Genomic DNA, 26687 nt, shown 5'->3' with positions numbered 1-26687 from the left:
AGCGAGCGCTCCAAGCCCCCGAAAATTCCATCAATACGTCCCACATCCGTGAGATGGTGCCCCACAACTCTGCTGAATCGGGCCTTTCACCGGCGGTTTCACGGCGTCGTCTCTGCCGGTCCACAGCCGTACACCCTTTGGTTTGACCCTGTTCGGCCTGTTCCGATGAAATTTTCGTCCGGGTCGCCACGTCCGAGCTGAGTTCTCAATCTATGATGACGTGAAGATAATCGATCCGGTTGAAGCCCTTAGCTTCTTCAAAATGATCGAGCTGGACATCGACATCGCGGTCAGTCGGCGGCTATCGAGCCAAGACTATGTCATGGTTGAAGCGGCCAAAATCCTCAGCCGGATCTGGTCGACCGCCAAAGTGTCGCTCACGACCCTGATCTGGCCGCCCGGACTGGAGGGCGCCACTCGTTTTGTCCTGGCGGCGGATTTCACGAGACCAGGTGAGCCCTCGGTGGGGTTATGCAAACTGTCTGCCGAAGGCGGACGCTCGCGCCTTCGTAGCGGCCATCATCAGGCTATCAGTGTCTCTCTCGACTGGGGCCACTGAAAGAGTGCGGCGCGCTACCCGCCCCTCGGCACTTCGCATAAATGTCGATACGGATTCGACAGGCGTCGACAGTCGGCACTGAGAGGCCCAGAGGGGCCATCCGCTCGTCGGCCTTGCCGGATTTGACCAGCTTTGTGCGGACAGCCTTCCCTTCGAGCCGTAAACGACGGCGGCCAAAGTCTTTGCCTCAGCAGCATGAGAAATGGACCTCCTGACCCCTCGATCGTTGGTGAGCGGGACGCGGCCGCCTGTATTCGCTCCGGCAACGGACCAGCGTATGCGCCAGCGGGCGCAAACCTGATCCTGTGCCGCTGCCTAGTATCTATATCGAAGCGTGACCGAGGCGTTCCTCGGCGCCCCCGGCGCGACCCACAGCGCCGAATAGGAGTTGGTGTAGTAGGCCTCGTCGGCCAGGTTGTTGACCTCGAAGGCGAGGTCGACCCGGTCGGTTACGGCATAGCTGCCGAAGAGCCGTACGGTGGTGTAGCCCGGCAGTTCGAAAGTCGTCGCCACCTCGCCCAGGCGCTCGCCCACGAAGAGCACGCCGATCCCGGCCCTGGCGGTGCGGCCGTGCAGCAGGAAGTCCTTCGACGCCATGAGGCTGGCGGTGTGCTCGGGAACATTGATCAGCCGGTCTCCCGCGCGGATCGCCAGCCCGAAGCTCCGGTCCAGCACGTCGTTCTTCATCGCCGCGTCGACCCAGGCGTAGGACAGCCAGACATTGACACCCTCCGCGACCTCGCCCTGGAGATCGAGTTCGAGGCCCTGGCTTTCGGCCTCCCCGGCGGCGATGGAGAAGCCTGCATTCAGCGGATCCGCCGTCAGGATGTTGTCCTGGCTCAGGGAGAAGACGCTGACCGTGCCGTTCAGCCGTTCCTCGGCAAGGGTGAACTTGACCCCGGCTTCGAGCGAGCGGGACACATTGGGCTCGAAGGCGCGTCCGGCGAAATCGCTGCCTGACAGGGGACGGAAATTCTCGCCATAGGCCGCGTAGATGGTGACGTTGCGGGCCGCGTCGAAGACCACCCCGACCTGCGGGCTCAGACGTTCCTCGTCCTGCGTCGTAAGGGTCGAGGTCGTTCGGTTGTCGAACGCCTGGTCGTAGCGGTCGTAGCGGGCTCCGACCCGAATTTCCAACCTGTCGTTGAGCGCCACCTGATCCTGGAAATAGACCCCGGTCGCTCCCTGCGTCTCCACGCGGCTGGCCAGGGATGAAGGCGTCGGCAGGGGAAAGCGACCGTACAAGGGGTTGAAGATGTCGATCAGGTTCGACTGCTGCGCGGTCGGGTTCGACGACAGCACGGGCGGCCGGTATCGCAGGATGATCTGATCGTTCTCGAACTCGTCCCGATCGATTCCCAGCAGAACCCGATGGCGGAGACCGCCCGCAAGGAAGCTGCCGCTCAGCTCCGCGCGCAACACCTGATAGGCGGCGTCGTAGTCGCGAAACCGCCGCTCGCGCGCCAGCGACCGTCCGTCCACGAAAAGAGGCTGACGACTGACGGCCAATTCCGCGTCGGTCGAGAACCCCTCGAGCGAGGTCTCGCGATAGTTGATCCCGGCCAGGACGCTCCAGGCGTCATTGAGATCGTGATGCAGCTCCAGCTGGTGACCGGCCACGTCCAGCACATTGGGCTTCTCGCCGGGCTCCCCGAGGAAGCGACTTGTCGGAATGACGCCGAGCCGACCGTTCAGAGCCAGCACCCCGCGGTCCAGGGGCAGCTCCTGGCGACGATACTCGATCTCGTAGCTGACTTCGGTGGCCGGACTGATCCGCCAGGTGATCGACGGGCTGAAACCGTATTTCAGCGTCTCCACGGTATCGCGAAAGCTTCCCGCGTCCTCGTAGAAGCCGACGAGGCGGACCGCGACCGCGTCGTTCAGCGGCCCCGTCCAGTCGGCGTCCGCCCGCCAGGTTTCGAAGCTGCCGACCTTCAGCCGAACCTCGCCGGCCGTCTCAAAGGTCGGGCGCTTGGTCACGAGATTGATCGTGCCGCCGGGTTCCCCTCGTCCGAACAGGGCCGCGCGCGGTCCTTTGAGGATTTCGACCCGGTCAACGCCGGATATGTCGCGCGGACCGCCAAAGCCCCGTCCGGCGTTGAACCCGTTCACGAGATAGCTGCTGGGCAGGTTTTCATCGCCGACGAAGCCCCGCACGGCGAAGCTGTCCCACAGGCCGCCGAAATTGTTCTGTCGGGCGATGGACGCTGACAGATCGAGCGCATCGGCCAATCGGGTCACGCCGGCGTCCTGAAGGATTTCCGCGTCCAGCACCGTTATGGACTGGGGCGTATCCCGCAGCGAAAAATCGCCGCGGTACGCCTGTCGCTGCCCCGTCACGACGACCTCGTCGAGGTCCGTCCCCGGCTCCGTGTCGGGGCCCGCCTGGGCGTTGGCCTGGCCCGCGAGAAGCCAGAGGGCGCAGCCGGCGAGAAGGGCGGCAGTAAGCTGATGTGAGGCCACGTCGATAATCCCGAGCAAAAACCGCGCGCGACGGATTGGCCCGTTGCGACGTTATGTTATAACGTACATAGAAGCGTTGCCACTTGCATGGCAAGTCGGCTCAGGCGCGAAGCAGCACGGGAATGGATTTGTGACGGACTTGACCAAGGCCGCCCTTGAGGCGGTGTCCCTGACCCACAGCTACGGCTCCGCGCGCGTGCTGGACGATCTGTCGTTCGCGGTGGCTCCGGGCGAAATCTACGCCCTGCTGGGTGGCAATGGTGCGGGCAAGTCGACCACGCTGGGCCTGTTCCTGGGATTGCTGACGCCGACCTCCGGTTTCGCGCGGGTCGGAGGTCACGACGTGGCGGCGGACCCCAGGGCGGCGCGGGCCCAGCTCGCCTACGTGCCCGAGAGCGTCGCCTTCTACGAACACCTGACCGCGCGCGAAAACATCGACTATCTGCTGACGATCGCCGGGGCCGCCGACCTGTCGCGCGGGACCGTCGAGGGCGCGCTGGACGCCGTGGGCCTGGCCCGCGCCGCCTGGGACCGGCGCGTCGGCGGCTTCTCCAAGGGGATGCGCCAGAAGGTGGCGATCGCACTCGCCATCGCGCGCAAGGCGCCGGTGCTGTTGCTGGATGAACCGACCAGCGGCCTCGACCCTCGCGCCACCGCCGAGTTCAACCAGTTGCTCCAGACGACGCGCGAGCGGGGCGTCGCCACGCTGATGGTGACTCACGACCTGCTCAGCGCCGCCGAGATCGCCGACCGGATCGGCTTTCTGTCCAACGGCCGCATCGAGCAGGAACAGGCGGCGAGCGGCGCCGATCGCTTTGACGTCCGCGCCCTGCATCAGCGCTATGTCCATGTCGGCGTCGTCGCCGGCGAGGCCGCCTGACCATGCGGATATCGCTGACCGGCCGCGTCGCGCGCGAGGAACTGACGGCCCTGTCGCGCAGCCGGATCGCCCTGATCGCCGGCTTCATCCTGGCTGCCCTGATCGTCACCGCAACCCTGCTCAGCATCGAACAGCGGAACGCCGTCGAGACGGCGCGGGCCGGCTATCAGGCCGCCTCTGACCAGGCGTTCGACGCACAGCCGGACCGGCATCCGCACCGGATGGTCCACTATGGCCAGTATGTCTTTCGGCCCCTCACGGCCCTGGCTTTCTTCGACCCGGGAGTCGACAGCTACACCGGCAACACGGTGTTTCTGGAAGGCCACCGGCAGAACAGCGCCAATTTCGCCGAGGCCCGACAGTCCTCGCTGCTGCTCCGGTTCGGTCAGCTGACCCCGGCCTTCGTGCTCCAGACGCTGGCGCCGCTGCTGATTGTCTTCCTGGCCTTCGGCTCGGTGGCGCGCGAGCGCGAGCGCGGGACGCTGCGGATCCTTCTGGCGCAAGGTCTGCGACCCGGTGAACTGGTCGCCGGCAAGGCCCTGGCGCATCTGGCGGTGGCGGGCGTGATCGGCCTGCCGGCCGCCCTGGCCCTGATGGGCGCCGTCGCCATGGGCTGGGCCCCGCCCATGGCCAGCCTGCTGCTGGCCCTGGCCTATGGTCTCTACCTGGCGATATGGGCCGTGGGTTCGGTGCTGGCGTCTTCCGTGACGGCCAGAGGACGCGACGCCCTCACCGTACTGGTCTCGGTGTGGATGGTGACGGTCGTGCTTCTGCCCCGCACCCTGCCCGAGATCGCCGCCGCCCGGATCGACATCCCGACGCGGATCGAGACCGACATAGCCATCGCCCGCGAGCTGAAATCCATCGGCGACAGCCACAATCCCGACGATCCCCATTTCGCCGCCTTCAAGGCCCGGACGCTCGCGCAATACGGCGTGGCCACGACGGATGAACTGCCGGTGCAATGGGCCGGGCTGGTGGGCATGGAGGGCGAGCGCCTGACCTCGGGCCTGTTCGACCGCCATGCCTCGGAGGCCTTCGCCCGCGAGCGGCGCCAGAACGATCTGGTGCGGCTGTTCGGAGCGATCAGCCCCGTCATTTCGCTGCGCCAGGCGTCGATGACCCTGGCGGGGACCGATGTCGAAAGCCATCAGGACTTCCTCAGCCAGGTCGAACGGTTCCGCTATACCTTCGTCCAGGCGCTGAACCTGATGCAGGTGCGGCAGATTCCCAATGTGAACGCGGGCGAGGATCCCCGCATCGCCGCCGACAACTGGAAGACCCTGCCCAGCTTCATCTATGTCGCGCCCGACACCCTGACCCTGGGCGCCGAACGGCTGGCGCCGAGCATCGGAGTCCTGGCCCTCTGGCTGGCCGTTCTGGCGGGACTGTGCGTCGCCGCGTCTCGTCGCCTGGGGAGGATCGCCCGATGAAAACCTTCGTCGCCGATCTTCGCCTGCTGGCCCGGTCACGCTTCAGCGTCGCCGCCCTGGTCCTCTTGCTGATTTTGGCCAGCCTGGCCGTGCTGGCCGGCCTTTCCGCGGTGGCCCGCCAGAACGCCACCATTGATCGGGTCGCCATCGCTCACCGGCAGGACCTCGCCGCCGTCGCCGCCGAATACGGCAAGCCCGACGGCGAGGCGGGCCGCGCGGCCTATTACACCTTCCACCTGACGTCGGACCGGCCCTCGGACCTCGCCTTCGCGGCGTTGGGCCAGCGCGACATCCAACCCTATGTGCTGCGGGTCCGGCTGCTCGGCCTTCAGGCGCAGCTTTACGAGTCGGAGGTCATCAATCCGGAACTGGCCCTGCCCGGGCCGTTCGATTTCGCCTTCGTGCTGATCTATCTGGCCCCGCTGATCGTGATCGCCCTGATGCATGATCTGGTGACGGGCGAGCGGGAGGCGGGACGGCTGCGGCTGCTGGCGTCCCTGCCGTCGCGGCCCGGGGGGCTCTGGCTCAGGCGCGCGGGCCTGCGTTATGGCCTCGGCCTTCTGGCGCTGCTGCTGCCGCTGGCCGTCGGCGGCGTGGTGGCGGGCGCCGCGCCGGCCGGGATCGCGGCCCTCGGCCTGATCGCCGCCCTCTATCTGGCCTTCTGGTTCGGGCTCAGCCTGCTGGTCGCCGCCGGCGGCAAGACATCGGCCGGCGTCGCCACGGCCCTGGTCGGGTGCTGGATCGTGCTGACCCTGCTGATCCCCGCCGCGGCCAACGCCGCCATCGCCCGCGCCATTCCGGTCGCCCGCGGCGTCGATCTCACGCTCGCTCAGCGCGAGGCGGTCCATCACGCCTGGGATGTTCCCAAGGACGACATCTTCCGCCCCTTCTTCGTCAAACGGCCCGAGTGGCGCGACACCCCGCCGGTGACGGGGCGGTTCCACTGGAAATGGTACTATGCCATGCATGAGATGGGCGACGACGCCGTCGCCCCGCAGTTGGTCGAATACCGCGACGCCCTGGCCAACCGGCAAGCCGCGACGTCGGCTCTGAGCTGGGTGTCGCCGGCGGCGGCGGTTCAGACGCTGACCCACCGGATCGCCGATACCGACCTGGCGGCGCATCTGGCCTGGCAGGACAACATCGTCGCCTTCCACGACCGGCTGAAGGATTTCTACTATCCGTACCTGTTCGAGGAGCGACCCTTCGACCGCCCCGACTTCGCAGCCCTGCCGACGTGGCAGCCGCGGCCGGGGACCGAATCCCTGCCGGCTTCTCCGCTTATCGCGCTGACGCTTCTGATGCTTGTGGCGATCGGCGCGGGAGTCCTCGTGTCGAGCGGTCCACGCAACGTTGACCGCGAACTGTGATGAAACCTCGCTTGGGTGGCAGGTCGGATCAATGGAGCCGGTTCGCCGCGCGAGTCCGGCGACGCCGCGCAGCTTCGACATCAGCTTCACGGGGGCCTTCTGAGATGGCCGGCGCGGCGAACCTCCTCCTGCGCGTGCTGGTCACGGCGGCCGCGACCCTCCCCGTCGCGGTCGCCACCCCCGTCCTGGCGCAACGGGCCGATGACAACGCCCTCACCGCCGCCGAGGACGCCTTCGGGTCCAGCGTAGGCAATGAGTCAGTCGGCCTCTACAGCCCCGGTTCTGTGCGAGGCTTCTCGCCGACCCAGGCCGGCAACATCCGCATCGAAGGCGTCTATTTTGACCGCCAAGGGTTTCTCTCCTCGCGCTTCACTGAGGGCTCGGCCATCCGCGTCGGCCTCAGCGCCCAGAGCTATCCCTTCCCGGCGCCGACCGGCATCGTCGACTATCGCCTGCAGAAGGCGGGGGAGGACCGGGTGACCAGCCTGGTCGCCGGCCTGAACGCCTATGCCGCCCCCTTTATGGAACTGGACCTCAAGACTCCAATCCTCGGCGAGCGACTGGGTCTGGCCGCCGGCGTCTCCTACGGCCATGAAGAATACTACGACGGCGCCGACGCCAGATATCTGCGCGCGGCCCTCGTGGCCCGATGGCGGCCGCGCGACGGCGTCGAGGTCATGGCCTTCGCCGCGATCACCCAAGGTCGGGACGAGGAGACCGCCCCGACCATCGTCACAGCGGGCGACTTCCTGCCGCCGGAAGTCGCCCGTCGCCGCTACTTCGGCCAGGACTGGACGACCCGGGACACTTTGAGCGAGAACTACGGCCTGATCGGCAAGGTCCGACTTGGCGACAATTGGTCTTTGACCGGCGGCGTATTCAGCTCCGCGTTCACCTCGGGGAACAGCTTCGCTGATCTGTTCGTCGGCACGACCCCGGATGGCCGCACGCGCGAGCGCCTGATCGCCGACCCCGAGCGCCGCGCTGCCTCGACGAGCGGGGAACTGCGGTTGAGCCGCAGCTTCGTAGAGGGTCCGCGCCTGCATGTGCTGCACGCCACCGTTCGCGCGCGCGACGTCGAGGCCCTGTACGGCGGCTCCGCGCCTGCGATGGACCTGGGCGAGCGACAGCTCGGCGAACGGGTTCCGGTGGACCGGCCGGCGTCCTGGGCCTTTGGAGAGCGAACCCGCGACACCGTGCGTCAGGTGACCAGCGGCCTCGCCTACGAGGGCCGCTGGCGTTCGGTCGGCGAACTCAGCCTCGGCGTGCAGAAGGTCGACTATGAGAAGACGGTGTTCCAGCCCGGTCTGCCTGCGACCTCCAGCGCCGACGCTCCATGGCTCGGCTACGCCGCGGCCGCCATCCACCTCTCTCCGGCGGTCGCGTTGTACGCGGGCTATGTCGAGGGGCTGGAAGAGAGCGGCATAGCCCCCGACAACGCCGCGAACCGCAATGAGGCCCTGCCTGCAATCCGAACCCGTCAGGTCGACGCCGGTGTGCGCTGGCGCATCAACGAGCGCTGGCGGTTGGTCGCCGGCGGCTTCCAGGTGCAGAAGCCGTATTTCATCACCAACGACGCCAACGTCTTCACCATCCTCGGCGACGTTCAGCACCGCGGCGTTGAATTGAGCCTGACCGGGCACCCGACCGAAGCGCTCACAGTGGTGGCCGGCGCCATTCTGCTGGACCCGACGGTCACCGGCGAGGCCGTCGAGCAGGGACGCATCGGCGCTCGGCCGGTCGGCCAAGCCGATCTGACCGTTCGCCTCAACCTCGACTACCGTCTACCGTTCGCGCCCGGATGGTCGGTCGATAGCGCCGTGGTGCACGTCAGCGAGCGCACCGCCTCGCGCAACGGCCAGTTGGAGGCGCCCGGTTACACCGTGATCGATCTCGGCGCCCGTTATCGTTTCCAGATCGAAGGGCGGCGCGCGACCCTGCGCGGCCAGATCGCGAACGTCACCGACGAGTATTATTTCACTGTCTTCGGAAGTCGCAGCTTTGGGCTTAGCGACGGCCGTCGGGCCTTGTTAAGCTTGGCGGTCGATTTCTGAGGTACCCGGAAAAGACTTTCGCCGGAACAGTAGAGACGAGTTTTCGCTGGACTCACAGTACCGCCATCGACCCTCTATAGAGGGCTGAATAGTCTTGGTTTTTACGGCAGTGGAGCAAGGCGGTACCTGTCTTGGCGCCTACTCCAGATTCGCCGTCCAGTTCGCACACCTTTTTGGATGCAGCGATTCGAATGCCGGCCGACTCGCTGGCCAGTCCGCTTTGCGCCAGGAGCGGAAGTTCAGTTCTCACCCTAAAGCCGACGTCGCTAACGACGAAAGCCGGTCCGCTTGCGCGAACCGGCTCCCGTCATCCCTTCACGCACACCACCTGACGCAGGGTGTGAACCACCTCGATCAGGTCGGACTGGGCCGCGATGACCGCGTCGATGTCGTTGTAGGCCATCGGCGTTTCATCGATCACCTCGGCGTCCTTGCGGCACTCGACGCCTTCGGTAGCGCGGACGTGGTCCTCCACCGTGAAGCGCCGCTTGGCCTCGGTCCGGCTCATGGCCCGACCGGCGCCGTGCGAGCAGGTGCAGAACGAGTCCCGGTTGCCCTTTCCCCGCACGATGAAGGACTTCGCCCCCATCGAGCCGGGAATGATCCCCAGTTCGTCCAGCTTGGCCGACACCGCCCCCTTTCGCGTCAGGAACACATCCTTGCCGAAATGACGCTCCTTCGAGACGTAGTTGTGGTGGCAATTCACCGCCTCCTGCGTCGTCTCCAGATCCGGCCAGAACCCGCGCAGCACGTTCAGGACGCTGTCCATCATCACCTCGCGGTTGGCGCGAGCGTACTTCTGCGCCCAGGACACCGCCTTGACGTAGTCGTTGAAGCCCTCCGACCCCTCGGGGAAGTAGGCCAGGTCCTGATCCGGCAGGTTCAGGAACCAGCGCCGCGACTCGTCCTTGGCCCGCTCGATGAAATAGGTCCCGAAACGGTTCCCTACACCGCGCGAACCCGAGTGCAGCATGACCCACACGTCGCCCGCCTCGTCGAGGCAAAGCTCGATGAAGTGGTTGCCCGTGCCCAGCGTACCCAGGTGGCCGTAGCCACGCGGGTGCGCCGCCTTGGGGTGCCTTTCCACCACGGCGTCATAGCCCGCCTTCAGCGCCTCCCACCGGGAAGCGGCCGAAGCCGGCGGCTCGGACGCCCAGGCGCCCTTGTCGTTCCGCCCGCCGTTGTCGGTGCGGCCGTGCGGAACGGCCGCTTCGATGGCGGAGCGAATGCCCGACAGGTCGTCCGGCAGATGCTCAGCGCGGATCGAGGTCCTCACCGCCATCATGCCGCAGCCGATGTCCACGCCCACGGCGGCCGGGATGATGGCCCCCACGGTCGGGATCACCGAACCCACCGTCGCGCCCCTGCCCCAGTGCACGTCGGGCATGACCGCGACGTGGGAGTGGATGAACGGCAGCGACGCCACGTTCCTCAGCTGCTTCAGCGCCGCATCCTCGATGGGCACCCCCCGGGTCCACGCCTTGATGGGCGCCCCCGGGCTTTCGATCACGTCATGGCCAGACATGGCTGACGTCTCCTTCTGTCTGATCCTCCGGGACCGACCGTCAGGCGTCTTGCAGATACAAGAAACCCCTCCGGCCGGAAGCGGGAGGGGTTTCTGGAAAACCGAAGTCAATGTGACCGGGTGCTCTCCTAAACGTCCTCCGCGCGCGCGCCATTACCCTCGACCGGCTGGCGGTCGAGCTGCATGGGCAGGCTCGCTTTGGCGCAATAGGTGAACATGATTGTCTCGCTTCGGAGGCAGGCTCATAGCTCACGACGTTTCAGAACACCAGCGTTCCTCAAAAGTGCGATCAGGTCAGCTCAGCGCCAGAAGCGGACATCAGCCCACGGCCCAAAAGCCGGCGTTCATGCTGAGCCAGTCGAAAGCAGCCGTAGCCGGTCGGCGCAGCGGCCGCGAGGTATTACCCTTCCAGTAGAATGGTGTCTGCTCTGACGTCTTCATCGCGTCCGGCGTGAAACCCGGTTCAACAAACGGTTTCAAACCCATACCGAGCAGCGCATCGTAAAGCTGGTCGATACGGGTGAAGTCATAGATCAGCCGGCTGTCGCTCTCGCACGCGTTCGCTCAGCCGCCGTGCGTTCGGAGGCCGGCGTCTTTCTAGTCAGCCAGCTGGGTCTTGGTGGCGGTTAACGTCACGCGCGTCGTCCTTAGATCCGGGCTTTGTGCGGTCAGCACAATGTCGCCTTCCGAACCCGTCGACTGGATCAGGACCTGGGCGTAGCCGTTGAAGACACGCCGCCGCCACGGCGCCGGCGGGGTACGCAGCCGCACCGAGGCCACGTTCTGGGCTCCTACGCCCACCATGCGGGCCAAGCTTGCCGGGCCGTCATCGGCAACATGGATTTCGACGACGTTTTCGCCAACCCGCAGAAGGTCTATCGGCACCGTCACCATCATCCCCGCCCCGGATGGCCCAGAGCTGGCCGACACGTCGACCTCGTTGACGAAGACCTTCTGTCCCGTCGCCAGCGGCATCAGAAACAGCGTGACCTCCTGCGAGTCCGTCAGCGCGGAGGCCCGGAAGGATCCCCGCGCCCGGTACGCGGGTAACGGCGCGGGTTCAGAGCCGGGTGGGAACCACTGGAACGGGTCGCGCCACTCGGCGGCGCCGGCGTCACCGGGATGGGACAGAGCGGTGATGCGCCAGCCGCCGACGGGCGACACGTCGATGCGCTCCACGGACTGGTCCGGCTCATGAGATCCCGGGTCTCCGTTGCCGACGCCGATGATCCGCCCCGGACCTGAGATGGAGAACTCCACGAGATCGTTCGCGAGGGGCGCCACGTCGCCGCGACGGTCGCGGACGCTGACAAGAACGGGCACGGTGTCCACGTCATCGGAGAGCAGCGTGGTGCGGTCCGGCTCCAGCGCAATCGCCGCGGGCGCCCCGGCCGTCCTGACCTCGCCGGACGACACCCGTCTGCCGTCCCGGTAGCCGATGGCGGTCAGGCGTCCCGGCTCGTAAGGCACTGTCCATTCCAGGTGCGCGTTGGGCGTCATGGTCTGACGGCCCAGGCTGCGGCCGTTCAGGCTCAACTCGACCTCCTCAGCGTTGGAATAGACCCAGACGTCGATCGGCTCGCCGACGCGGTCAGGCCAGGTCCAGTGCGGCAGGATGTGGAGGGTCGGTGTGTCGTCCCACCACGCGCGCAGATAGTAGGCCGTGTCCTTGAAGAGCCCGGTCGTGTCGAGCATGCCGAATTGAGAGCTGATCGCCGGCCACCCGAAGGGCGTGGTCTCTCCGCGGTAATCAAAGCCGGTCCAGACGAACATACCGGACATCCACGGCCGCTCGGCGACGGCGGTCCAGCCCTGCTGAATGCTGCTGGTTCCGGTCGGACGCTGCGGAGTGTCGTAAGCGGCCAGATGCACGGCCGCGCGATCTGTCACATAGACGCCCCGGGTTGCGGTCGTGGATCCCTCTTCGCTCATAATCGTCGGCGTGTTCGGAAACAGCGCGTGATAGCGGTCGACGTCGTGCTGGGAGCGGTAGTTGAAACCCAGGACGTCGGTCGTCGTCGAGCTGCCGCCCGGCGTGCCGCCGGCCATGGCGACCATCACGCGCCGGGATGGATCCAGTCGACGAACCTGATCCTGCATCACCCGGGTCAGTCGGGCGCCCAGCTCGCCATTCTCGATAGCCCATTCTTCATTGCCGACGGACCAGATGATGACTGACGGGTGATTGCGGTCGCGGCGGATCAGGCGCTCCAGCTGATCCCGGATCTCGGGTGTCGTGCCCATCATCCGGTGCTCATTGATAACCAGCATCCCAAGCCGATCCGCCGCTTCGAGCAACTCCGGAGTTGGTGGGTTGTGCGAGGCCCGATAGGCGTTCGACCCCATGGCGAGCAGGCGCCGCAGACGATACTCCTGCATCGAGTCCGGCAGGGCGGCGCCGATGCCGGCGTGATCCTGGTGGTTGTTCGTGCCCTCCAGCTTGATGTTCCGGCCGTTCAGCCAAAAGCCTGTGTCGGCGTCCCACCGCACCGTGCGGATGCCGAAGCTTGTTTCGTATCGATCGACGATCCCAGCGCCGTCCCGGATCGTGGTCACCAGCCGGTACAGAGCCGGGTCTTCCAGCGACCAGAGCTGCGCGTGCTCGACGGCGATCTGGCTGTCGAGCGCAGTCGCACCATGCGCGGGAACGATCACGGCTTGGCTGTGCGTGGCCACGACCAGGCCGTGACGGTCGACGACCTGTTCCTCGACTTGAACCGAGCGATCGTCATCGCCCTCGTTCAGCAGCGAGGTCTGAACGCTGAGGTCGGCGTCCTCGCCCCGGACTTCGGAGCTCACGAAGACGCCCCATTGCTCGACGTGCAGCGGATCGGTCTTGGTCAGCCAGACGTGGCGATAGATGCCCGCGCCTTCGTAAAACCAGCCTTCCTCGCGCGTCGCATCGGCGCGGACGACCAGAACGTTAGGGCCGGCGTAGTTGATGTAGTCGGTGAGGTCGTAGCGAAAGGAGGAATAGCCGCTGTGTTCGTTGCCGAGGTAGTGGCCATTGAACCAGATCTCGCTGTCCCGATAGACGCCGTCAAATTCGACCGAAACGCGGCGACCGACATCAGCCTGGGTGAACGTCAGCGTCTTGCGATACCAACCGATGCTGTTTTCCGGGAAGTTGCGGCCGATGGCCCGCGACCCGTGGTTGCCGTCTGCGCGACTGTCGAACGAAAGCTCGACGGCCCAGTCATGTGGCAGGCTGAGCCGCCGCCAGGCGCGATCATCATAACGCGCCGATGCAGGGCCGTCGCCGTAGCCCGCCTTCGCGAAGAAGAAGGGCGCCGTCGCATAGTTGAAGTCCCGCGCGGTGTCAGTCGCGTGGCCCAGAGCGAAGGCCCAGTCGTCATCAATATTGATCCGCTCCCGTGGAGCCTGCGCCCACGCTGGCGCCGCCCACATCAGGCAGGTCATGAGGAGGCCCGTCAGCCAGACTGGGGTTCGCATGGCGTTACTCGCAGTGTGGATCGCCTTACGGCGTTGATAGGGGTGGGGCGCTAGGCGCCTATCTTCAGCATGACCACGCCGTGACTGGGGACGGACGCGCCGAAACGGTCACGGGCGGGGGCGAGGTCGCGGTGGGCCCACAGGTCCCGAACGTTCGCCCGCAGGCTGGGCGGATACCCCAGTTCGTCCCAGGTCACCTCGATGTTCGCGGCCTCGGGGCCACGATTGAACAGCAGCACCGCCCGCGCGCCGCCCGCCAGGGCTTTGACCCAAACCTCGAGGTCCCCCTCGTCCCTGACCCGCCGACCTTGCACACCGGCGGCGTCCTGATTGACCGCGATGACCTCGGTATTCATCAGGATGTCGCGGGTCGTCTCGTCCATCGTGGCGATGTCGTTGCCCGCGATCAGGGGCGCGGCCATCATGGCCCATAGCGAGAAATGGGACCGGTATTCGATATTGGTCATGCCACCATTTCCGACTTCCAGCATGTCCGGATCGTTCCAGTGGCCTGGACCGGCGTAGGGCCAGAGCGGCTCGTTCATGTCGGCCAGGTTCAGGACGCCCCAGTTGTTGCCCTTCTTGCCCTCCCAAATATCAGCGATGTCGCCAGTCGTGCGCCACAGGTTGCCGATCTTCGAGGCCCACAGCCATGGCCGGTTGTTGCCCCACTCGCACATCGAGAAGACGATCGGCCGGCCAGTGGAGCGCAGGGCGTCGGCCATCAGCGCATAGGCCTCTTCGGCGTTGCGGACGCCGCTATAGCACCAGTCATACTTTAGATAATCGACGCCCCATCGCGCATAGGTGATGGCGTCCTGATATTCGTGGCCCTGGCTACCCGGCCGGCCAGCGCAGGTCATTCGGCCTGCGTCGGAGTACAGGCCGAACTTCAACCCCTTACTGTGCACATAGTCCGCCAGGGCCTTCATGCCGGATGGGAAGCGGACGGGATCGACCGTAATGAATCCGTCGGCGTCGCGCGGTCCCTGCCAACAGTCGTCGATCACCACATAGACATAGCCGGCGTCGCGCATGCCGCTGTTGACCATAGCGTCCGCCACGTGGCGTACGACGCGCTCATTCACGTCACAGCCAAACTTGTTCCAGCTGTTCCAGCCCATGGGCGGCGTCATCGCCAGGCCATTGGCGGTTCGCGTGGGGTCCTGCGACGGTGCGATGGTGTTCGGATCAGGCGCCTGGGCCTGCACTTGCGTGCTTGAGAGCGAGCATATGGCCGCAGCCACGACCAGGCTTAGGATAGAGCCACGCATTTCCAGCCTCCCCATGCACGCAGCCCTTTGCTGGCGGCTATTGGGTGTTCATCTTACTAATCAGCAAGGCTCGTCAATCGCCGCTTTGCGGCCGACACGAGTGTCGATCCTCAAGGGCGGTGACACGGACCGCTCGCGTAAAGGAGTGTCGAGGCGAGCCGCCTTCGAACTCCCGGAGACAACTCAAGAGATGGCCGCCCAAGCGCAAGCCGTGAAAGGCTGCAGAAGCAGCCCCCCCCTCTCTGCCCCTTCGGTGCACTTGTCGCAATGCGCACTGAGCGACCGCTTCTGACTCAAAGCGGCGGTTTGGAAGATCGGCCTTTGGTTCACCCCATCCAGTCGTCGCTGCGCAGGTCCGCGTCGCCGAGCAGCCGGCCCTGGTCGTCGAGGAGGGCGATCCAGCCGCCGGCGGGGGCGAGGCGGGCCTCGAGGGCGAGGAACAGCGGGGCCTCGTCCCCGGTCCCCGGCAGGACCAGCGGCTCGTCGGCGGGATTGAAGGCCGCGAGGTCGGGCAGGGCCGGCAGCACGAAGGCGTCGTCGAGGTCCGCCGGCAGCGGCACGACCTGGGCGTCGCCGGCGGCCTTGCCGGCCGGCTCCGGCGCGGCCGGGGCGCCGTAGGTCAGCACGGTGGTGGTGTTGCCGGTGAAGCGCAGCCCCTCGATCGAGCTGACCAGGGTCGAGCCCTCGCACAGGCCCAGGGGCGGAATTCGCCTTCCAGCAAGGCGTGTTCACAGAGAATCTGGTCTCGGCGCTGACGGGGCGGGAAAGGCGGGAAGGCGAATCCGGATGAACCCTGTCGGGCCTGTTCCGTGGTCCTCGTGTCATCTTCCGCTCTCGCCGTCCCCGCCTCTTCGCTGTAGAGTCAGACCACCCAAGCGTAACCCTGCGGCCTTGACCCAACAGCGCGGGAATTGGGACCGCCTGTCGGGGCCTCCGACGATCGCGATCAGGCCAGGGCTCAATGATCCGCTTCCTGCTGATTTCACCCAGTCCGCCATGGGACGCCGACTTCGCCGGCCTGATGGAAGCAGACGGGACCGCCGTCACGCGGGTGCCGCCGACTGCGATCGCGACGGTCGCCGCCTTCGCGCCACCGGGCATCGAGGTGGTGCTGCAGGACGAGACGCTGACGCCGATCGATTTCGACGCCGAAGCCGACTTCATCGGCATCACGGCCAATGTCTCCCAGCTGGCGCGGGCGAAGTGGATCGCGGAGGGCTTTCGAATGAAGGGCCGCACGGTCATCGTCGGCGGGCCGCATATCACGCTGGATCCGCAAGCCTTCGAAGGCCTCTGCGACGTGGCGGTGACCGGGGAGTTCGAAGGCGTGGCCGAGGCCTTCTACGCCGACATGCTGAACGGCCAACTGAAGCCGGCCTACGCCGGAGGGCGCCCCGATCTCAGCGCCTCGCCCATCCCGGCCTGGGATCTGTACGACAACGACCGCGCGCTGATCGGCATCGCCCAGACCAGCCGGGGCTGCCCTTTCGAATGCAATTTCTGCGACGTCATCCAGTACGTCGGGCGCGCCCAGCGCCACAAGACGAACGAGCAGGTGATCGCCGAGGTTCAGAAGCTCTACGACGTGGGCTACAACCGGATCTTCATGGCTGACGACAACTTCACCGTCTACCGCAAGCGGGCCGCCAGCCTGCTCGAGGCCCTGGCCGCCTGGAACGGGCGCGACGGGCGCGGATATGTGACGTTCCACACCCAGGTTTCCATCGATATCGCCGCCGATGATCGCATGCTCGACCTGTGCGCCGAGGCCGGTCTGACCAACCTGTTCATCGGCATCGAAACCGTGAACGAAGAGAGCCTGAAGGACAGCCTCAAACGGCAGAACGTCTCGGTCGATGTGCGGGCGCGGATCGACAACGTCGTGGCTCACGGCCTCGAGCCCGTGGCGGGTCTGATGGTCGGCTTCGACGCCGACAGCCGACGCATCTTCGAGCAGCAATACGAGTTCGCGATGGGGCTGCCGATCGGCACCTTCAAGGTGTCGTCCCTCTCCGCGCCCGTGGGCACGCCGCTGTATCAGGACATGCTGCGCGCCGGCCGGATCGTCGCCGACGAAGATCGCGTCCACTATCAGGCGGGCGATCAGATCACGAATATCCATCCCGCCCAGATGACGCGGGAAGAGCTCTATGTCGGCACGCGCTGGCTGATCAGCCGGCTGTACGAGCCCGAGGGCTTCTGGTCCCGCCTGCAGGCCATGGCCGCCCTGCTCGGCCCGAGCCCGCTGCCCGCCCGAAGCCATCCTCATGATCCGCCGGGCCGGGCCCGCTCGAAGCGGCTTTTCATGGAGATGATGATGGGGATGCGGCGACGCGACCCCGCCGTAGCCCGCGTGATCGAACAGACCGCCGGTCTGATGCGCGAGCGGCCGGACATTCGCGGAACCCTGGCCGACATCCTGCACACCTGGCTGCTGAACTTTCACGGACAGATCGCCAAGGGGGGCTACCACCCGGCCTGGGCGAAACTCGCCTCGCCGCCGTTCGAGGACCCGGCGTTCGCGGAGGATGCCTCGACCGCGCCCCTGCTCCCGGCCCCGGGTCCAGCCCCGGCGCGCGGGGCGTTCATGGCCCAACGCCAGGCTCAGGCTTGACGGCCGTTAGCCCCGCCGGAGGCGGCCCGAGCAGGGCGTCGAGGGCGACGGCCCCGAGTCCCGCCGTGAAGTGAACATAGTCGGACCAGTTATTGCGATCCCGCCAGAGGGCCTGTTGAGGCGGGCTCCCTGGAGGGGCGGTCGCGAAGTTCATATAGCTGATCGCGCAGCCGCCCGGCGGAGGCGTCCGTCCGGCAAAGTCCGCGGCCATGCGAGCGGCATTGGCCCGGAAGACCCGGTCATGGTCCGAAAAGGGCGAGGATGCGGGGGACGACGGAAGGGTGAAAAAGACGAGCCGATGGCGGAGCCCCGTTCGCCGGCAAACCTGATCCGCGAGGTCAGCCATGGCGAGCACATTGCGGCGGCCCTGAGCCAGTGAGGCCTCGCTCGTGTCGAGCAGGCCGAGGGTATAGCGAGCGCTGCGCTCGGCCTCGGCCCAGTCGGTCGGTGGTGACGCGAGTGGGACACACGCCGCGTAGGACGCGGGGCGCTCTCCCCCTTCCCTCAGGCTGTGCACGACGGTCCTCAGCGAGAACAGCGTGGTTCGGGGCGAGAGCGCCGCCGAGACGGCCGCCTGTGCCGGACTCGTGATGGCCGGACGTTCGGTCGTGGGCAGGCCTACCTCGATCAACACGGTCGCAGGGCGATCACGCTCGTCCAGGATGGTCCGTTCCACCCGGGTCAATTCGCGCAAGCCCCAGGCAGAGCCCGCCACCCGCAACACGTCGGGCCGGGCGCAGGTGTCGAAACCCCGCCAGGTCCGCGAGGGCCCGATCAGAAACAGGTCGCCCCGACTCTCGCGGATGGCGCGGGTGAAGAAGGCCGGGTTGTTCCCGTTCATGCCCGCGGCGATCACCTCGGCAGGCGGGTTGCGGTTGAACCTGAACCGCCCGGACATCCCGAACTCGCCGGTCGGGTCGACCAGAACGTTGAACGCACCCCACACCGCCAGCAGGGCGAGCCCGCCCAGCAGGCCGGTCCACCAGCCCCGGGCCAGGCGCGGCGGCGGCTTATGCTCAGAACTGGGCATAGATGAAACCATATTGCTCGACGGGCCGGGTGACGCCGATCAGGGCCAGGGCGAGGAGAACCACGGTCAGCCCGCCCCACAGCATTGTCGGGCTCCAGCGCAGCCGCGGCCGTGTGCGGCTCGCGCCGGCGATGCCGAAAATCTGCATGGTGTTGGGGGCAAGCAGAACGATGACCGTGGCGACGACCATCATCCCGACGGTCCTGAGGCCCGGCAGGCGGGCGTTGGGATAGAGTTCGGCCGCGCCGCCGCCGGCGCCGGACAGCGACCCGGCCAGGTCGCCGCACAGCCGCCATGCGGCGTCGACGTCGATCAGCGCCGGCATCAACCGGTCCAGCTGACCGGCGTCCGTCACCCGGAGCAGGAGAGCAACGACGGCCACCGCGAGCAGGATGAGGGCATGCCCGGCGACCCGCCGCGCCCCCTGCTCCAGGGGCCCGACCGCCCGCGGGGCGGCCCGCGCGTTCTGTCGGGCGAACTGCAGCAGGATCAATAACAGGGCGACGCAAAAGCCGTTGAACAGGGGCAGCGGCGCAGTCGTGTGCCACGCCGCGACGACCAGATAGGCGATCAGCGTGGCGACGGCCCAGGCGACGCCATAGCGCCTGCCGGTCGGTGAGATGGGGAGCTTGCGGGCGATGCGGAACACCGGCTCGAAGACATAGTCACGCACGAAGGTCATCAGGCTCATGTGCCAGCGCATGACGTACTGGCCCGGCGTCGCCGCCTTCAGCGGAGAGTCGAAATTGATCGGCAGCATCAGGCCGAAACACAGGCCGACGCCGATCGCGATGTCCGAATAGGCCGAAAAGTCGAAGTACAGCTGAAGCATGAAGCCCCACGCCGCCGTCCATGCCTCCAGCGGCGTGACGGCGCCGAGATCCGCGGCCGTCAGCACGGCGTCCACCTTGCGGGCCATGGGGTCGGCCAGCCAGGTCTTCTTGACGACGCCGGCGAGGATGAGGGCGACGCCACGCGCGACGTCCACGGCGGCGGGCGGCGTCAGACCCAGTCGCGCGAACTGCGGGGCCATCCGCGGGTAGGCGCCGATCGGACCCGCCGGCAGCTGGCCGAAGAAGGACCCCCAGGCCGCGAAACGCAGGAGGCCCAGGCGTTCCGACCCCGACTTCTGGCCGGCGACGAGGAAGGTGATCTGCTGCAGCGTATAGAAGGCCAGGCCGAGCGGCAGGGCGACGGAAACCATCTGCTGCGCCAGCTTGAAGGCGACCAGGGGGGCGAGGTTGGCGACGATGGCCGCCGTAACCACCAGCCGGCGCGCCGCCGATCCCGGCGTCATCCGACGGATCACCGCCATTGCGGCGAAGTTGCCGAGGATCGACAGGATCAGGAACGACAGCGACAGCGGCCCGGCCGCCAGACAGAACAGGAGTGACGCCGCCACCAGCACCCAGGGCGCGGCGGGCGGCTTCCACCGGCAAGAGATCGAAAACAGCGCCACCGTCGCCGGCAGCCAAAGCAGCAGGAATTGGAGGCTTGCGAACGGAATGGGATCAGGCCCCCTTCTCGATCAGCACGTCCTCGAGGAGGACGCCATCGAGACCGGTGGTGGCCAGGACCGCCATCGCGTCCTGCACGCTGTGCACCATCGGCTTGCCCATGACGTTGAAGCTGGTGTTGAGCACGATCGGCGCCCCGGTCTGCGCCTCGAAGGCCGCCAGAAGGCCATTCATCCATGGGTCAGACGATGCGTCGACCGTTTGCAGCCGCCCGGTCCCGTCCGCATGCACCACCGCCGGCACGCGATCGCGGACCGCCGTCTTCCACGGCAGGGTGAAGGACATGTAGGGCGACGGCTGGGCGCGATCGAACCACTCGCCGACGCGATCCGCCGGAACGACGGGCGCGAACGGCCGATAGGGCTCGCGGCCTTTGACGCGTTGGTTCAACCGGTCCTTCATGTCGCCTGGGCGCGGGTCGGCCAGGATCGAGCGGTGGCCGAGCGCGCGGGGGCCGAACTCCGCGCCGCCTCGCATGACCCCGATGATCTGGCCGGCCGCCAGGCGGCTGGCGAGGATGGAGAGCCCCCCCTCGCCGGCGACCGCCGAAATCCGGGAATGGCCGCAGTTCGCCACGGTCTGTTCGATGACCCGGCGGTCCGGGCAGGTTCCGAGGAAGGGCGACGCGGCGCCGGACATCCCGGGCTGGTCCGGATGATCCTGCATCCACGACAGCAGGGCGGCTCCCAACGCGTTTCCGTCGTCGGCCGGCGCACTCGGCACATGGACATGGTCGAAGCCGAAGCGGCCGCGGATCGTGCCGTTATACGACGAATTGAGCGCGCATCCGCCGCTGAGCACGAGGTTCCGCTCGTCCAGCGTTGCGCAGCTTTCGAGAATGCGGTCGGCCATTCGGGCGTAGGCCGCCTGACCGCTGGCCGCGAGGCCGGCCGCGCGTTCGACAGGGTCGCGGGGCATCCGGCCGTAGGGCGTGGCGCGCGCGACGGCGGCGTCGATGACGGCCTGCTCCGGCAGCCGCGGGCGGCCGTCGACGATATCCAGCATCGACTCGAGCGTCCCGACCAGCGCGTCGTCCGGCGTGCCGAACGCCGCGAGGCCCATGACCTTCCATTCCTCGCCGGCGCGCCAGTCAAAGCCGCAGAGCCCCGTCAACCAGGCGTAGTAGGATCCCAGACTGCCCGGTCCCCAGGAGCGCCACAGGCGGCTGAGGCGTCCTTCGCGCAGGCGGAACAGGCTGGCGGCGCCGACGTCGCCCTCCCCGTCGATGACCAGACACAGGCCATGGTCGAAGGGCGCGCTGCTGCAGGCGCCCACCGCATGGGTCAGGTGGTGATCGAAGTGACGAACCTCGGGCGGCGTCTGCGCAAGACCAAGACGAAGCAGGGAATCCCCCGCGGCCGCCTGGGCATGGGCTTGCAGCCCCCGCAGCCAGAGACCGTCCGTGACCGGAAGCATGGCGTTGGAAACCGAGACCGGCAGGTCGGCCTTGACCCGCGCCCAACTGGTCGAGACGACGAGTTGATCGCTCGCCGGATCGAAGCCGACGACATTCAATGCACTTTCCAGATGCCCGACGAGATCGGGCGCGGCGCCCCAGGCCCGCTTGTCCTGGAGGAATCGTTCGGTGGCTTCGGCGAACCGGATACGCCCGTCCTCGTCGACGATGGCGAGGGCGGGATCATGCCCCGACGTCGACAGGCCGAGGTAGAAGCGGCTCATTGCTTGTCGAACAAGGCCACAACGGCCGCGGCGACCTCGTCGAGCGTCTGGAACTCGAACATCAGCGAGGGCTCCACCTCAATGTGGAACTCGTCCTCGATGTGGCCGGAGATCAGCACCGCGTCGATGGACTCCAGTCCGAAATCGACCAGCACAGTCGAACCGAGGAGCTGTTCCGGCGGGACTTTGGTCCGCTTGCTCACGTGGTCCCGCAGGAAGGCGGTCACTTCAGCGACGGTCGGGGTAGTCATGGACGAACTTTCAGGGCGGAGGGTCAGCGAAGGCGGCAGGGTAGGTTTGTAAGGATCACCGTCTGGGAGTTCTCGGCGTACCGGGCCTCCCCTTCAATGATCCGGAGACCGGGATAGCGGGAAAACAGGGCCGGGATGGCCTTGCGGATCAGGACACGCGACAGCGCCGCCCCGATGCAGCGATGCAGACCGTGGCCGAAGGCGAGGTGTCCGGCGCCGAGATCACGGTTGATCGCGGCGAGTCGCAGCCGCATCGTGTCGCCGGGCGCGAAGGCCATGCCATGGATCTCTCCGGCGGTCCGGGCGATCCGATAGATGAAGCGGGGCGAGGCGGCCTCGGGCACGATCCGTGTGTCGAGATGCGCGGTGATCCACGCCGGATCAGCCGCGTCCCCTCGCTGCCCGGCAGGCTTCGAGGCCAAGGCAAGCAGAGCGTTGGCAAGGGTATGGGCGACGTTGAAGCTGGCGCCGTAAAGCACGAGGACGAAGGCCTTTCGATCCTCGGCGTCCATCTGGTCCCATCCGCTGGCGACCAGATGCGACAGCAGGGAAGTGGGTCCCCCTTCCCCGCCCTCGCTGGCCGGCTCGTCGAACTGGTCCAGAAGAATGTCGACCATCTCCTGCACCTTCAGGATGGCGCGGAGGGAGCGGAGCGGCTCGAGCACTTCCTGGAGCAAGGGCGCGAGACGGTTGAACACGTCCGGGGACCGGGGATGCAGGCCCATGATCGGCTGACAGACGGCATGGAACAGGGGTTCGCAGAAGTCCCTGACGAGGTCGACGTCGGTCCGCTCGTCGAGGGCGTCCGCCAATCGCCCGATCTCGGCCTCGATCAGCGGGGTCCAGGACGCCAGCCGATTGGATCCCAACGCCTCAAAGCCGAGCAGCCGCATCCGCGCATGCCGCGGGCCAGACTGGAAGAAGGGCGCGTTGCGGGCGACGCGTATCGCGGTGGACAGGTCCAGCCCGCTGGCCTCCTGCAGGCGGATCAGGTGGGGCTCCATGCCCGGCGGGCTGAAGCGGGCGTCATCCACCGCGATGGCGCGGGCGGCGGCGGCGTCGGTGACGTCCCACAGCCGGGCGGACCGTCGCTTCGGCGCGGGCGTCAGCAGGCAGGGCAGCGCGACGGGAGCCTGCACCATCTGGGTCCGCTCGATGCGAATCCCCGCCTCGTCCAGACGCAGGTCGGGGAAGCGCGCCGCGAGCGCCGGCAAGGCCCGGCGCAGCATCAGGCGGGCCAGGGCGGCGCCGGGGCATTTGTGCATGCCGTCGCCGAAGGACATCGAGACCCTGCCACCCTCGGCGCCGGCGTGCGGACAAAGCGAGCGGTTGACCGCGGGGATGTCCAGCACGGCGACGTCGCCCGGAACGACCGGCCTGCCGTTCAACACCGTGTCCGCCTGGGCCACGCGATAGAGCCTGAGGGTCGAGGGATAGTCGCGGATGACCGCCTCGAGATGCGCGTCAGCCCAGCCCGGACGTGACACCTCGCCCCACGACGGCGCGCCGTCGCGCAGCAGACCCCAGAGGGCGAACGAGAGAGACTCCGCGGCGGTGTGAGCCGCCACCGTGATTGAGGCGATGAGCGTGGCGTCGTCCACGTCTCCGGGCAGTTTGCTGCGGGCCAGCGCTTTCGTCAGCGGCGGCGGCCCGTGCGCCTCGCCAGCAGCCTCGCCCGGCGCGGACGCCGCGGCGATCAGGTGGCGGTAGGCGTCCTGGACGAGCCGCAGTTCACGCAGGCGCAGCAGCGGCTCGGTGAAGATCCGCGCATTGTTGATGTGGCGCAGGAATTCGACCTCGTCCGGTATGGCCAGGCCAAACACGTCGCGCGCACAGGCGACAAACAACGGGTCGGAAAAATCCCGGACCAGGTCGGGTTCCGCGCTCGCGGCAAGCCGCGCAAGGCCGGCCTGGATATGCGCGTCGATCACCGGCTCCCACCTGGCTGCGCCCGCGGGGCTCAGGAAGGCCGCGAGCGCCCGACGGGTCATCAGATGATCCGCGCCGGTCTGATAGACCAGCGATGCGCGCACGGCCTCGGCCAGGACCGACAGGTCCTCGCCCGTCGCGGCCTGCAGCGCCTCCAGATACGGCGCAACCTCCGTCACGCCCCACGCCTTGTCCCGAAAAACCGCCACGGCCTCGTCCGCCGTCACCACCACAAAGCGCGCGCGATCTGGCCGCAGACCCGCGGGCGCCGCTGCCGGAGAGCTGGAGACGAGCGTCACTGCAGCAGCTCGTTCAGGCGTCCGGCGCGCCAGCCGGCGGCGACGTCCCGGCGCCGGATCTTGCCGCTGCTGGTGCGGGGGAGCGCGCCACTGGGCAGGATGCGGACATCGGTCAGCTCGATGCCCCACGCGCCCGCCACGGCGCGGCGGATCTGCTCCCCCGTCGCCGCCTCATCGGCGATCCGCGCGCGCCGCTTAAGCTCGATCAACAGCACGGCCTTGCCGGTGTTCAGGTCGTCCGGCATCAGCGCGGCCGCGGCCATGGGATTGAGGGCCGGGTCCTGCTCGCCCGCCAGCCATTCCAGATCGGTCGCCGGAATCTTGCGGCCGTTGGCGAAGAGCAGGTCCTTCAGCCGACCCGTGACATAGAGCCAGTCGGCCTGCCGGACAGCGATGTCTCCGGTCCTCAGCCATGTCCCGGCCGCTTCGTCGTCGGCGAGCATGGCGCCGAAGGTCGAGGCGGTCTCCGCCGGCTCGTTGCGATACCCTTGCGCTACCGACGGGCCGCGCAGCCAGACCTCGCCCGCATCCCCGGCAGCGACGATGCGTCGGGTGTCCGGGTCGACCAGCCGCAGATTTTCCCACATCTCGGGGGCGATACGGCACGGTTCGATCTCCTCGCAACCCGGCGGAGCCGACGGCCTCTCAGAGCTGAGCTTCGGGTTTCCTCCGGCGACCATCAGGGTGTACTCGGCCAGGCCATAGCTCCCGAAAACCGCGTCGGGATTCAAGCCATAGGGCTGGAAGCGGGCGCGGAAGGCATTCATGAGGGCCGCCGGAATCGGCTCGGCCCCGCAGAAGGCGCTGGTCCAACTGGAGAGATCGAGTCCCTCGCACTGCGCGTCGGTCACGTGCTCCAGGCAGTGGGAGAAGGCGAAGGCCGGCCCCCCGCTGCAGGTGGCGCCGTGTTCGCCGATCAGCCGCAGCCATCGCTCCGGCCGCTGGATCATGGTCAAGGGGTCCATCAAAACCGTCCGGCCGCCGGCGAGGATCGGATAGAGGATCCCGCCCATCAATCCCATATCGTGAAAATGCGGCAGCCAGCTCAGGAAGACGCCGCTTTCGTCCATCCCCCAGGTACTGTTGGCGAGGTCGCCGTTGGCGACCACGTTCGCCGCCGACAGCGCCACCGCTTTCGGGGCTCTGGTCGACCCGGATGTATATTGCAGGATGGCCGGGCGAGATGCGCGTGGAGAGGCGGGCGGGATGTCGGTCGCGGGTTGTGTTTCGGGGGACGTCAGCGTCCCGGCCTCGACGATCGGCCGGCGGCCCTGCACTCCGGCCAGGGCGGCCTCGATCCTGTGACGCCAGTCTGCCGGGCAAAGGATCGCGGACGGCCTGCAATCGCGGATGATCCGCGCAAGACGCGAGGCGTCGACACCCGGTCGGGGCGGCGCCAGGGCGGTGACCGTAAAGCCCGCATAGATTGCGCCGAACAGGGTGACGACGAAGTCCAGGCCACACGGCATCACCAGGGCCAGCGGGCCGTCCTCCGGTGCATGACGGCGCGCCAGCCCGGCGCTTCGCGCCGAGGCCGCCTCATGCAGTTCCAAACCTGACAGGGAACGGTCCGGCTGTCCCCCGCGTCCGCCGCAGACAGTCAGGACGGTGCGGTCCGGCCGCTGAATTAACCGATTCCGAAGCCGGCCCGACAGCACGCTGATCATCCCCCTCACACATGCGTTCTGTCGTGATTACAGGCGACGCTCAAGGCCCATTGTCACATGGAGACATATTGGTCCGGCGCTGTCACCTTGACCCCGGAGGACCGGGACCTGCCGCCCTGATCAGCTCGGGCGACGGCGGCCGCTCATGCCTCATCGGACCGGGCCCGGTGGCGGCGAACCCGATCGTCCAGCACCGATGATCAGCGTATGGCGGGCAAGGCGATGAGCGCCGGCATCAGAACTCCTCCCAGCCGTCTTCGGCGGCCACGGGGTCGAGCCTGCGGGCGGCGCCGCCGCGTCCGACCGTCTTCATGGCGGTGACGGTGCGGCTGGACGGACGCGGGGCCGGGCGCAGCGGCCGGACCTCCGCGACGCCGGTCTGGAAGCGCGCCACCGATCCGGCCAGCGTCTCGGCCTCCTGCGACAGCGAATGGCTGGCGGCGGTCGATTGCTCGACCATGGCCGCGTTCTGCTGGGTGACCTGATCCATCTGGTTGACGGCGGTGTTGACCTGCTGAAGGCCGGTGGCCTGCTCCTGGGCCGAGGCCGCGATCTCCGACACCAGGCCGTCGATCTCGGCGACCCGGCTGACGATGCGCTGCAGCGCCTCGCCGGTCTGGCCCACCAGGCTGACGCCGGTGTTCACCTGGCTGGTCGAGGCCGAGATCAGCACCTTGATCTCCTTGGCC

18 protein-coding genes and 1 pseudogene are annotated in these 26687 nt (G+C 67.4%); 6 read left to right on the top strand and 13 right to left on the bottom strand.

Translation table 11 applies throughout. The features are described 5' to 3' along the window. Positions 1-220: 220 nt before the first annotated feature. Positions 221-559 (top strand): hypothetical protein, encoded by a 339-nt coding sequence (locus VEB62_RS15650; protein WP_324801806.1) that lies wholly within the window; start codon positions 221-223, stop codon positions 557-559. Positions 560-874: 315 nt separating this feature from the next. Here the strand turns inward: VEB62_RS15650 and VEB62_RS15645 are convergent, their stop codons facing one another. Beyond that, positions 875-3022, bottom strand: coding sequence for a TonB-dependent siderophore receptor (locus VEB62_RS15645; protein WP_324801804.1), 2148 nt, complete (start codon positions 3020-3022; stop codon positions 875-877). A gap of 130 nt (positions 3023-3152) precedes the next feature. Here VEB62_RS15645 and VEB62_RS15640 point away from each other — a divergent pair, with 130 nt between their 5' ends. From VEB62_RS15640 to VEB62_RS15625, 4 genes are all read left to right on the top strand, one after another. Beyond that, a complete protein-coding gene (locus tag VEB62_RS15640) occupies positions 3153-3902 on the top strand; it encodes an ABC transporter ATP-binding protein (protein WP_414642066.1) in 750 nt (249 codons plus the stop codon). A 2-nt stretch (positions 3903-3904) separates the two neighbouring features. Then, a complete protein-coding gene (locus VEB62_RS15635) occupies positions 3905-5335 on the top strand; it encodes an ABC transporter permease (RefSeq protein ID WP_324801798.1) in 1431 nt (476 codons plus the stop codon). Continuing rightward, positions 5332-6705 (top strand): DUF3526 domain-containing protein, encoded by a 1374-nt coding sequence (locus VEB62_RS15630; RefSeq protein WP_324801795.1) that lies wholly within the window; start codon positions 5332-5334, stop codon positions 6703-6705. The genes VEB62_RS15635 and VEB62_RS15630 overlap by 4 nt, the downstream gene beginning before the upstream one ends. 104 nt (positions 6706-6809) lie before the next feature. Continuing rightward, complete coding sequence (locus VEB62_RS15625) at positions 6810-8759, top strand: TonB-dependent receptor domain-containing protein (RefSeq protein ID WP_324801793.1); 1950 nt, start codon at positions 6810-6812, stop codon at positions 8757-8759. Positions 8760-9066: 307 nt separating this feature from the next. On the opposite strand, the gene VEB62_RS15620 is transcribed toward VEB62_RS15625, so the two are convergent. The 5 genes and pseudogenes from VEB62_RS15620 to VEB62_RS15600 form a co-directional block, all read right to left on the bottom strand. Then, positions 9067-10284: an RtcB family protein gene (locus VEB62_RS15620; RefSeq protein ID WP_324801792.1), complete on the bottom strand. Its 1218-nt coding sequence runs from the start codon at positions 10282-10284 to the stop codon at positions 9067-9069. 387 nt (positions 10285-10671) lie between these two features. Beyond that, positions 10672-10830: pseudogene (locus tag VEB62_RS15615) on the bottom strand (GH39 family glycosyl hydrolase); the annotation flags it as partial. 51 nt (positions 10831-10881) lie between these two features. Beyond that, positions 10882-13704 carry a beta-galactosidase GalA gene (galA, locus tag VEB62_RS15610; RefSeq protein WP_324801789.1) on the bottom strand — a complete coding sequence of 941 codons (2823 nt, stop codon included), beginning with the start codon at positions 13702-13704 and terminating at the stop codon, positions 10882-10884. Positions 13705-13787: 83 nt separating this feature from the next. Continuing rightward, positions 13788-15011 (bottom strand): glycoside hydrolase family 27 protein, encoded by a 1224-nt coding sequence (locus VEB62_RS15605; RefSeq protein WP_324801786.1) that lies wholly within the window; start codon positions 15009-15011, stop codon positions 13788-13790. A 326-nt stretch (positions 15012-15337) separates the two neighbouring features. Further along, complete coding sequence (locus tag VEB62_RS15600; RefSeq protein ID WP_324801783.1) at positions 15338-15637, bottom strand: hypothetical protein; 300 nt, start codon at positions 15635-15637, stop codon at positions 15338-15340. 335 nt (positions 15638-15972) lie between these two features. On the opposite strand from VEB62_RS15600, the gene VEB62_RS15595 reads away from it, so the two are divergent. Beyond that, on the top strand, positions 15973-17625 hold the full coding sequence (locus VEB62_RS15595) for a B12-binding domain-containing radical SAM protein (RefSeq protein ID WP_324801780.1): 1653 nt from the start codon (positions 15973-15975) through the stop codon (positions 17623-17625). On the opposite strand, the gene VEB62_RS15590 is transcribed toward VEB62_RS15595, so the two are convergent. The 7 genes from VEB62_RS15590 to VEB62_RS15560 form a co-directional block, all read right to left on the bottom strand. Beyond that, positions 17597-18655: a hypothetical protein gene (locus VEB62_RS15590; protein WP_324801778.1), complete on the bottom strand. Its 1059-nt coding sequence runs from the start codon at positions 18653-18655 to the stop codon at positions 17597-17599. The genes VEB62_RS15595 and VEB62_RS15590 overlap by 29 nt on opposite strands. Then, positions 18642-20114, bottom strand: a complete 1473-nt coding sequence (locus VEB62_RS15585; protein ID WP_324801775.1) for an MBOAT family O-acyltransferase — start codon at positions 20112-20114, stop codon at positions 18642-18644. Before VEB62_RS15585 ends, VEB62_RS15590 begins: the two co-directional genes overlap by 14 nt. Before the next feature lie 52 nt (positions 20115-20166). Then, positions 20167-21852 carry a carbamoyltransferase family protein gene (locus VEB62_RS15580; RefSeq protein WP_324801771.1) on the bottom strand — a complete coding sequence of 562 codons (1686 nt, stop codon included), beginning with the start codon at positions 21850-21852 and terminating at the stop codon, positions 20167-20169. Next, a complete protein-coding gene (locus VEB62_RS15575; protein WP_324801768.1) occupies positions 21849-22103 on the bottom strand; it encodes an acyl carrier protein in 255 nt (84 codons plus the stop codon). The genes VEB62_RS15580 and VEB62_RS15575 overlap by 4 nt, the downstream gene beginning before the upstream one ends. Before the next feature lie 23 nt (positions 22104-22126). Then, a complete protein-coding gene (locus VEB62_RS15570; protein WP_324801765.1) occupies positions 22127-24241 on the bottom strand; it encodes a cytochrome P450 in 2115 nt (704 codons plus the stop codon). Between the two features lie 86 nt (positions 24242-24327). Then, positions 24328-25998 (bottom strand): fatty acyl-AMP ligase, encoded by a 1671-nt coding sequence (locus tag VEB62_RS15565; protein WP_324801763.1) that lies wholly within the window; start codon positions 25996-25998, stop codon positions 24328-24330. 235 nt (positions 25999-26233) lie between these two features. Further along, a partial coding sequence (locus tag VEB62_RS15560; RefSeq protein ID WP_324794395.1) for a methyl-accepting chemotaxis protein occupies positions 26234-26687 on the bottom strand: 454 nt, incomplete at its 5' end.

Source organism: Brevundimonas sp., assembly GCF_035626975.1.
GTDB lineage: Bacteria > Pseudomonadota > Alphaproteobacteria > Caulobacterales > Caulobacteraceae > Brevundimonas.
This window is presented reverse-complemented; position numbering and strand designations above follow the sequence as displayed.

What these genes read in the sequence shown, in the direction of transcription:
- VEB62_RS15635 (WP_324801798.1), top strand. Translation starts at nt 3,905, where the DNA reads ATGCGGATATCGCTGACCGGCCGCGTCGCGCGCGAGGAACTGACGGCC.
- VEB62_RS15630 (WP_324801795.1), top strand. Translation starts at nt 5,332, where the DNA reads ATGAAAACCTTCGTCGCCGATCTTCGCCTGCTGGCCCGGTCACGCTTC.
- VEB62_RS15625 (WP_324801793.1), top strand. Translation starts at nt 6,810, where the DNA reads ATGGCCGGCGCGGCGAACCTCCTCCTGCGCGTGCTGGTCACGGCGGCC.
- VEB62_RS15620 (WP_324801792.1), bottom strand. Translation starts at nt 10,284, where the DNA reads ATGTCTGGCCATGACGTGATCGAAAGCCCGGGGGCGCCCATCAAGGCG.
- galA (WP_324801789.1), bottom strand. Translation starts at nt 13,704, where the DNA reads ATGACCTGCCTGATGTGGGCGGCGCCAGCGTGGGCGCAGGCTCCACGG.
- VEB62_RS15605 (WP_324801786.1), bottom strand. Translation starts at nt 15,011, where the DNA reads ATGCGTGGCTCTATCCTAAGCCTGGTCGTGGCTGCGGCCATATGCTCG.
- VEB62_RS15595 (WP_324801780.1), top strand. Translation starts at nt 15,973, where the DNA reads ATGATCCGCTTCCTGCTGATTTCACCCAGTCCGCCATGGGACGCCGAC.
- VEB62_RS15590 (WP_324801778.1), bottom strand. Translation starts at nt 18,655, where the DNA reads ATGCCCAGTTCTGAGCATAAGCCGCCGCCGCGCCTGGCCCGGGGCTGG.
- VEB62_RS15580 (WP_324801771.1), bottom strand. Translation starts at nt 21,852, where the DNA reads ATGAGCCGCTTCTACCTCGGCCTGTCGACGTCGGGGCATGATCCCGCC.
- VEB62_RS15575 (WP_324801768.1), bottom strand. Translation starts at nt 22,103, where the DNA reads ATGACTACCCCGACCGTCGCTGAAGTGACCGCCTTCCTGCGGGACCAC.
- VEB62_RS15565 (WP_324801763.1), bottom strand. Translation starts at nt 25,998, where the DNA reads ATGATCAGCGTGCTGTCGGGCCGGCTTCGGAATCGGTTAATTCAGCGG.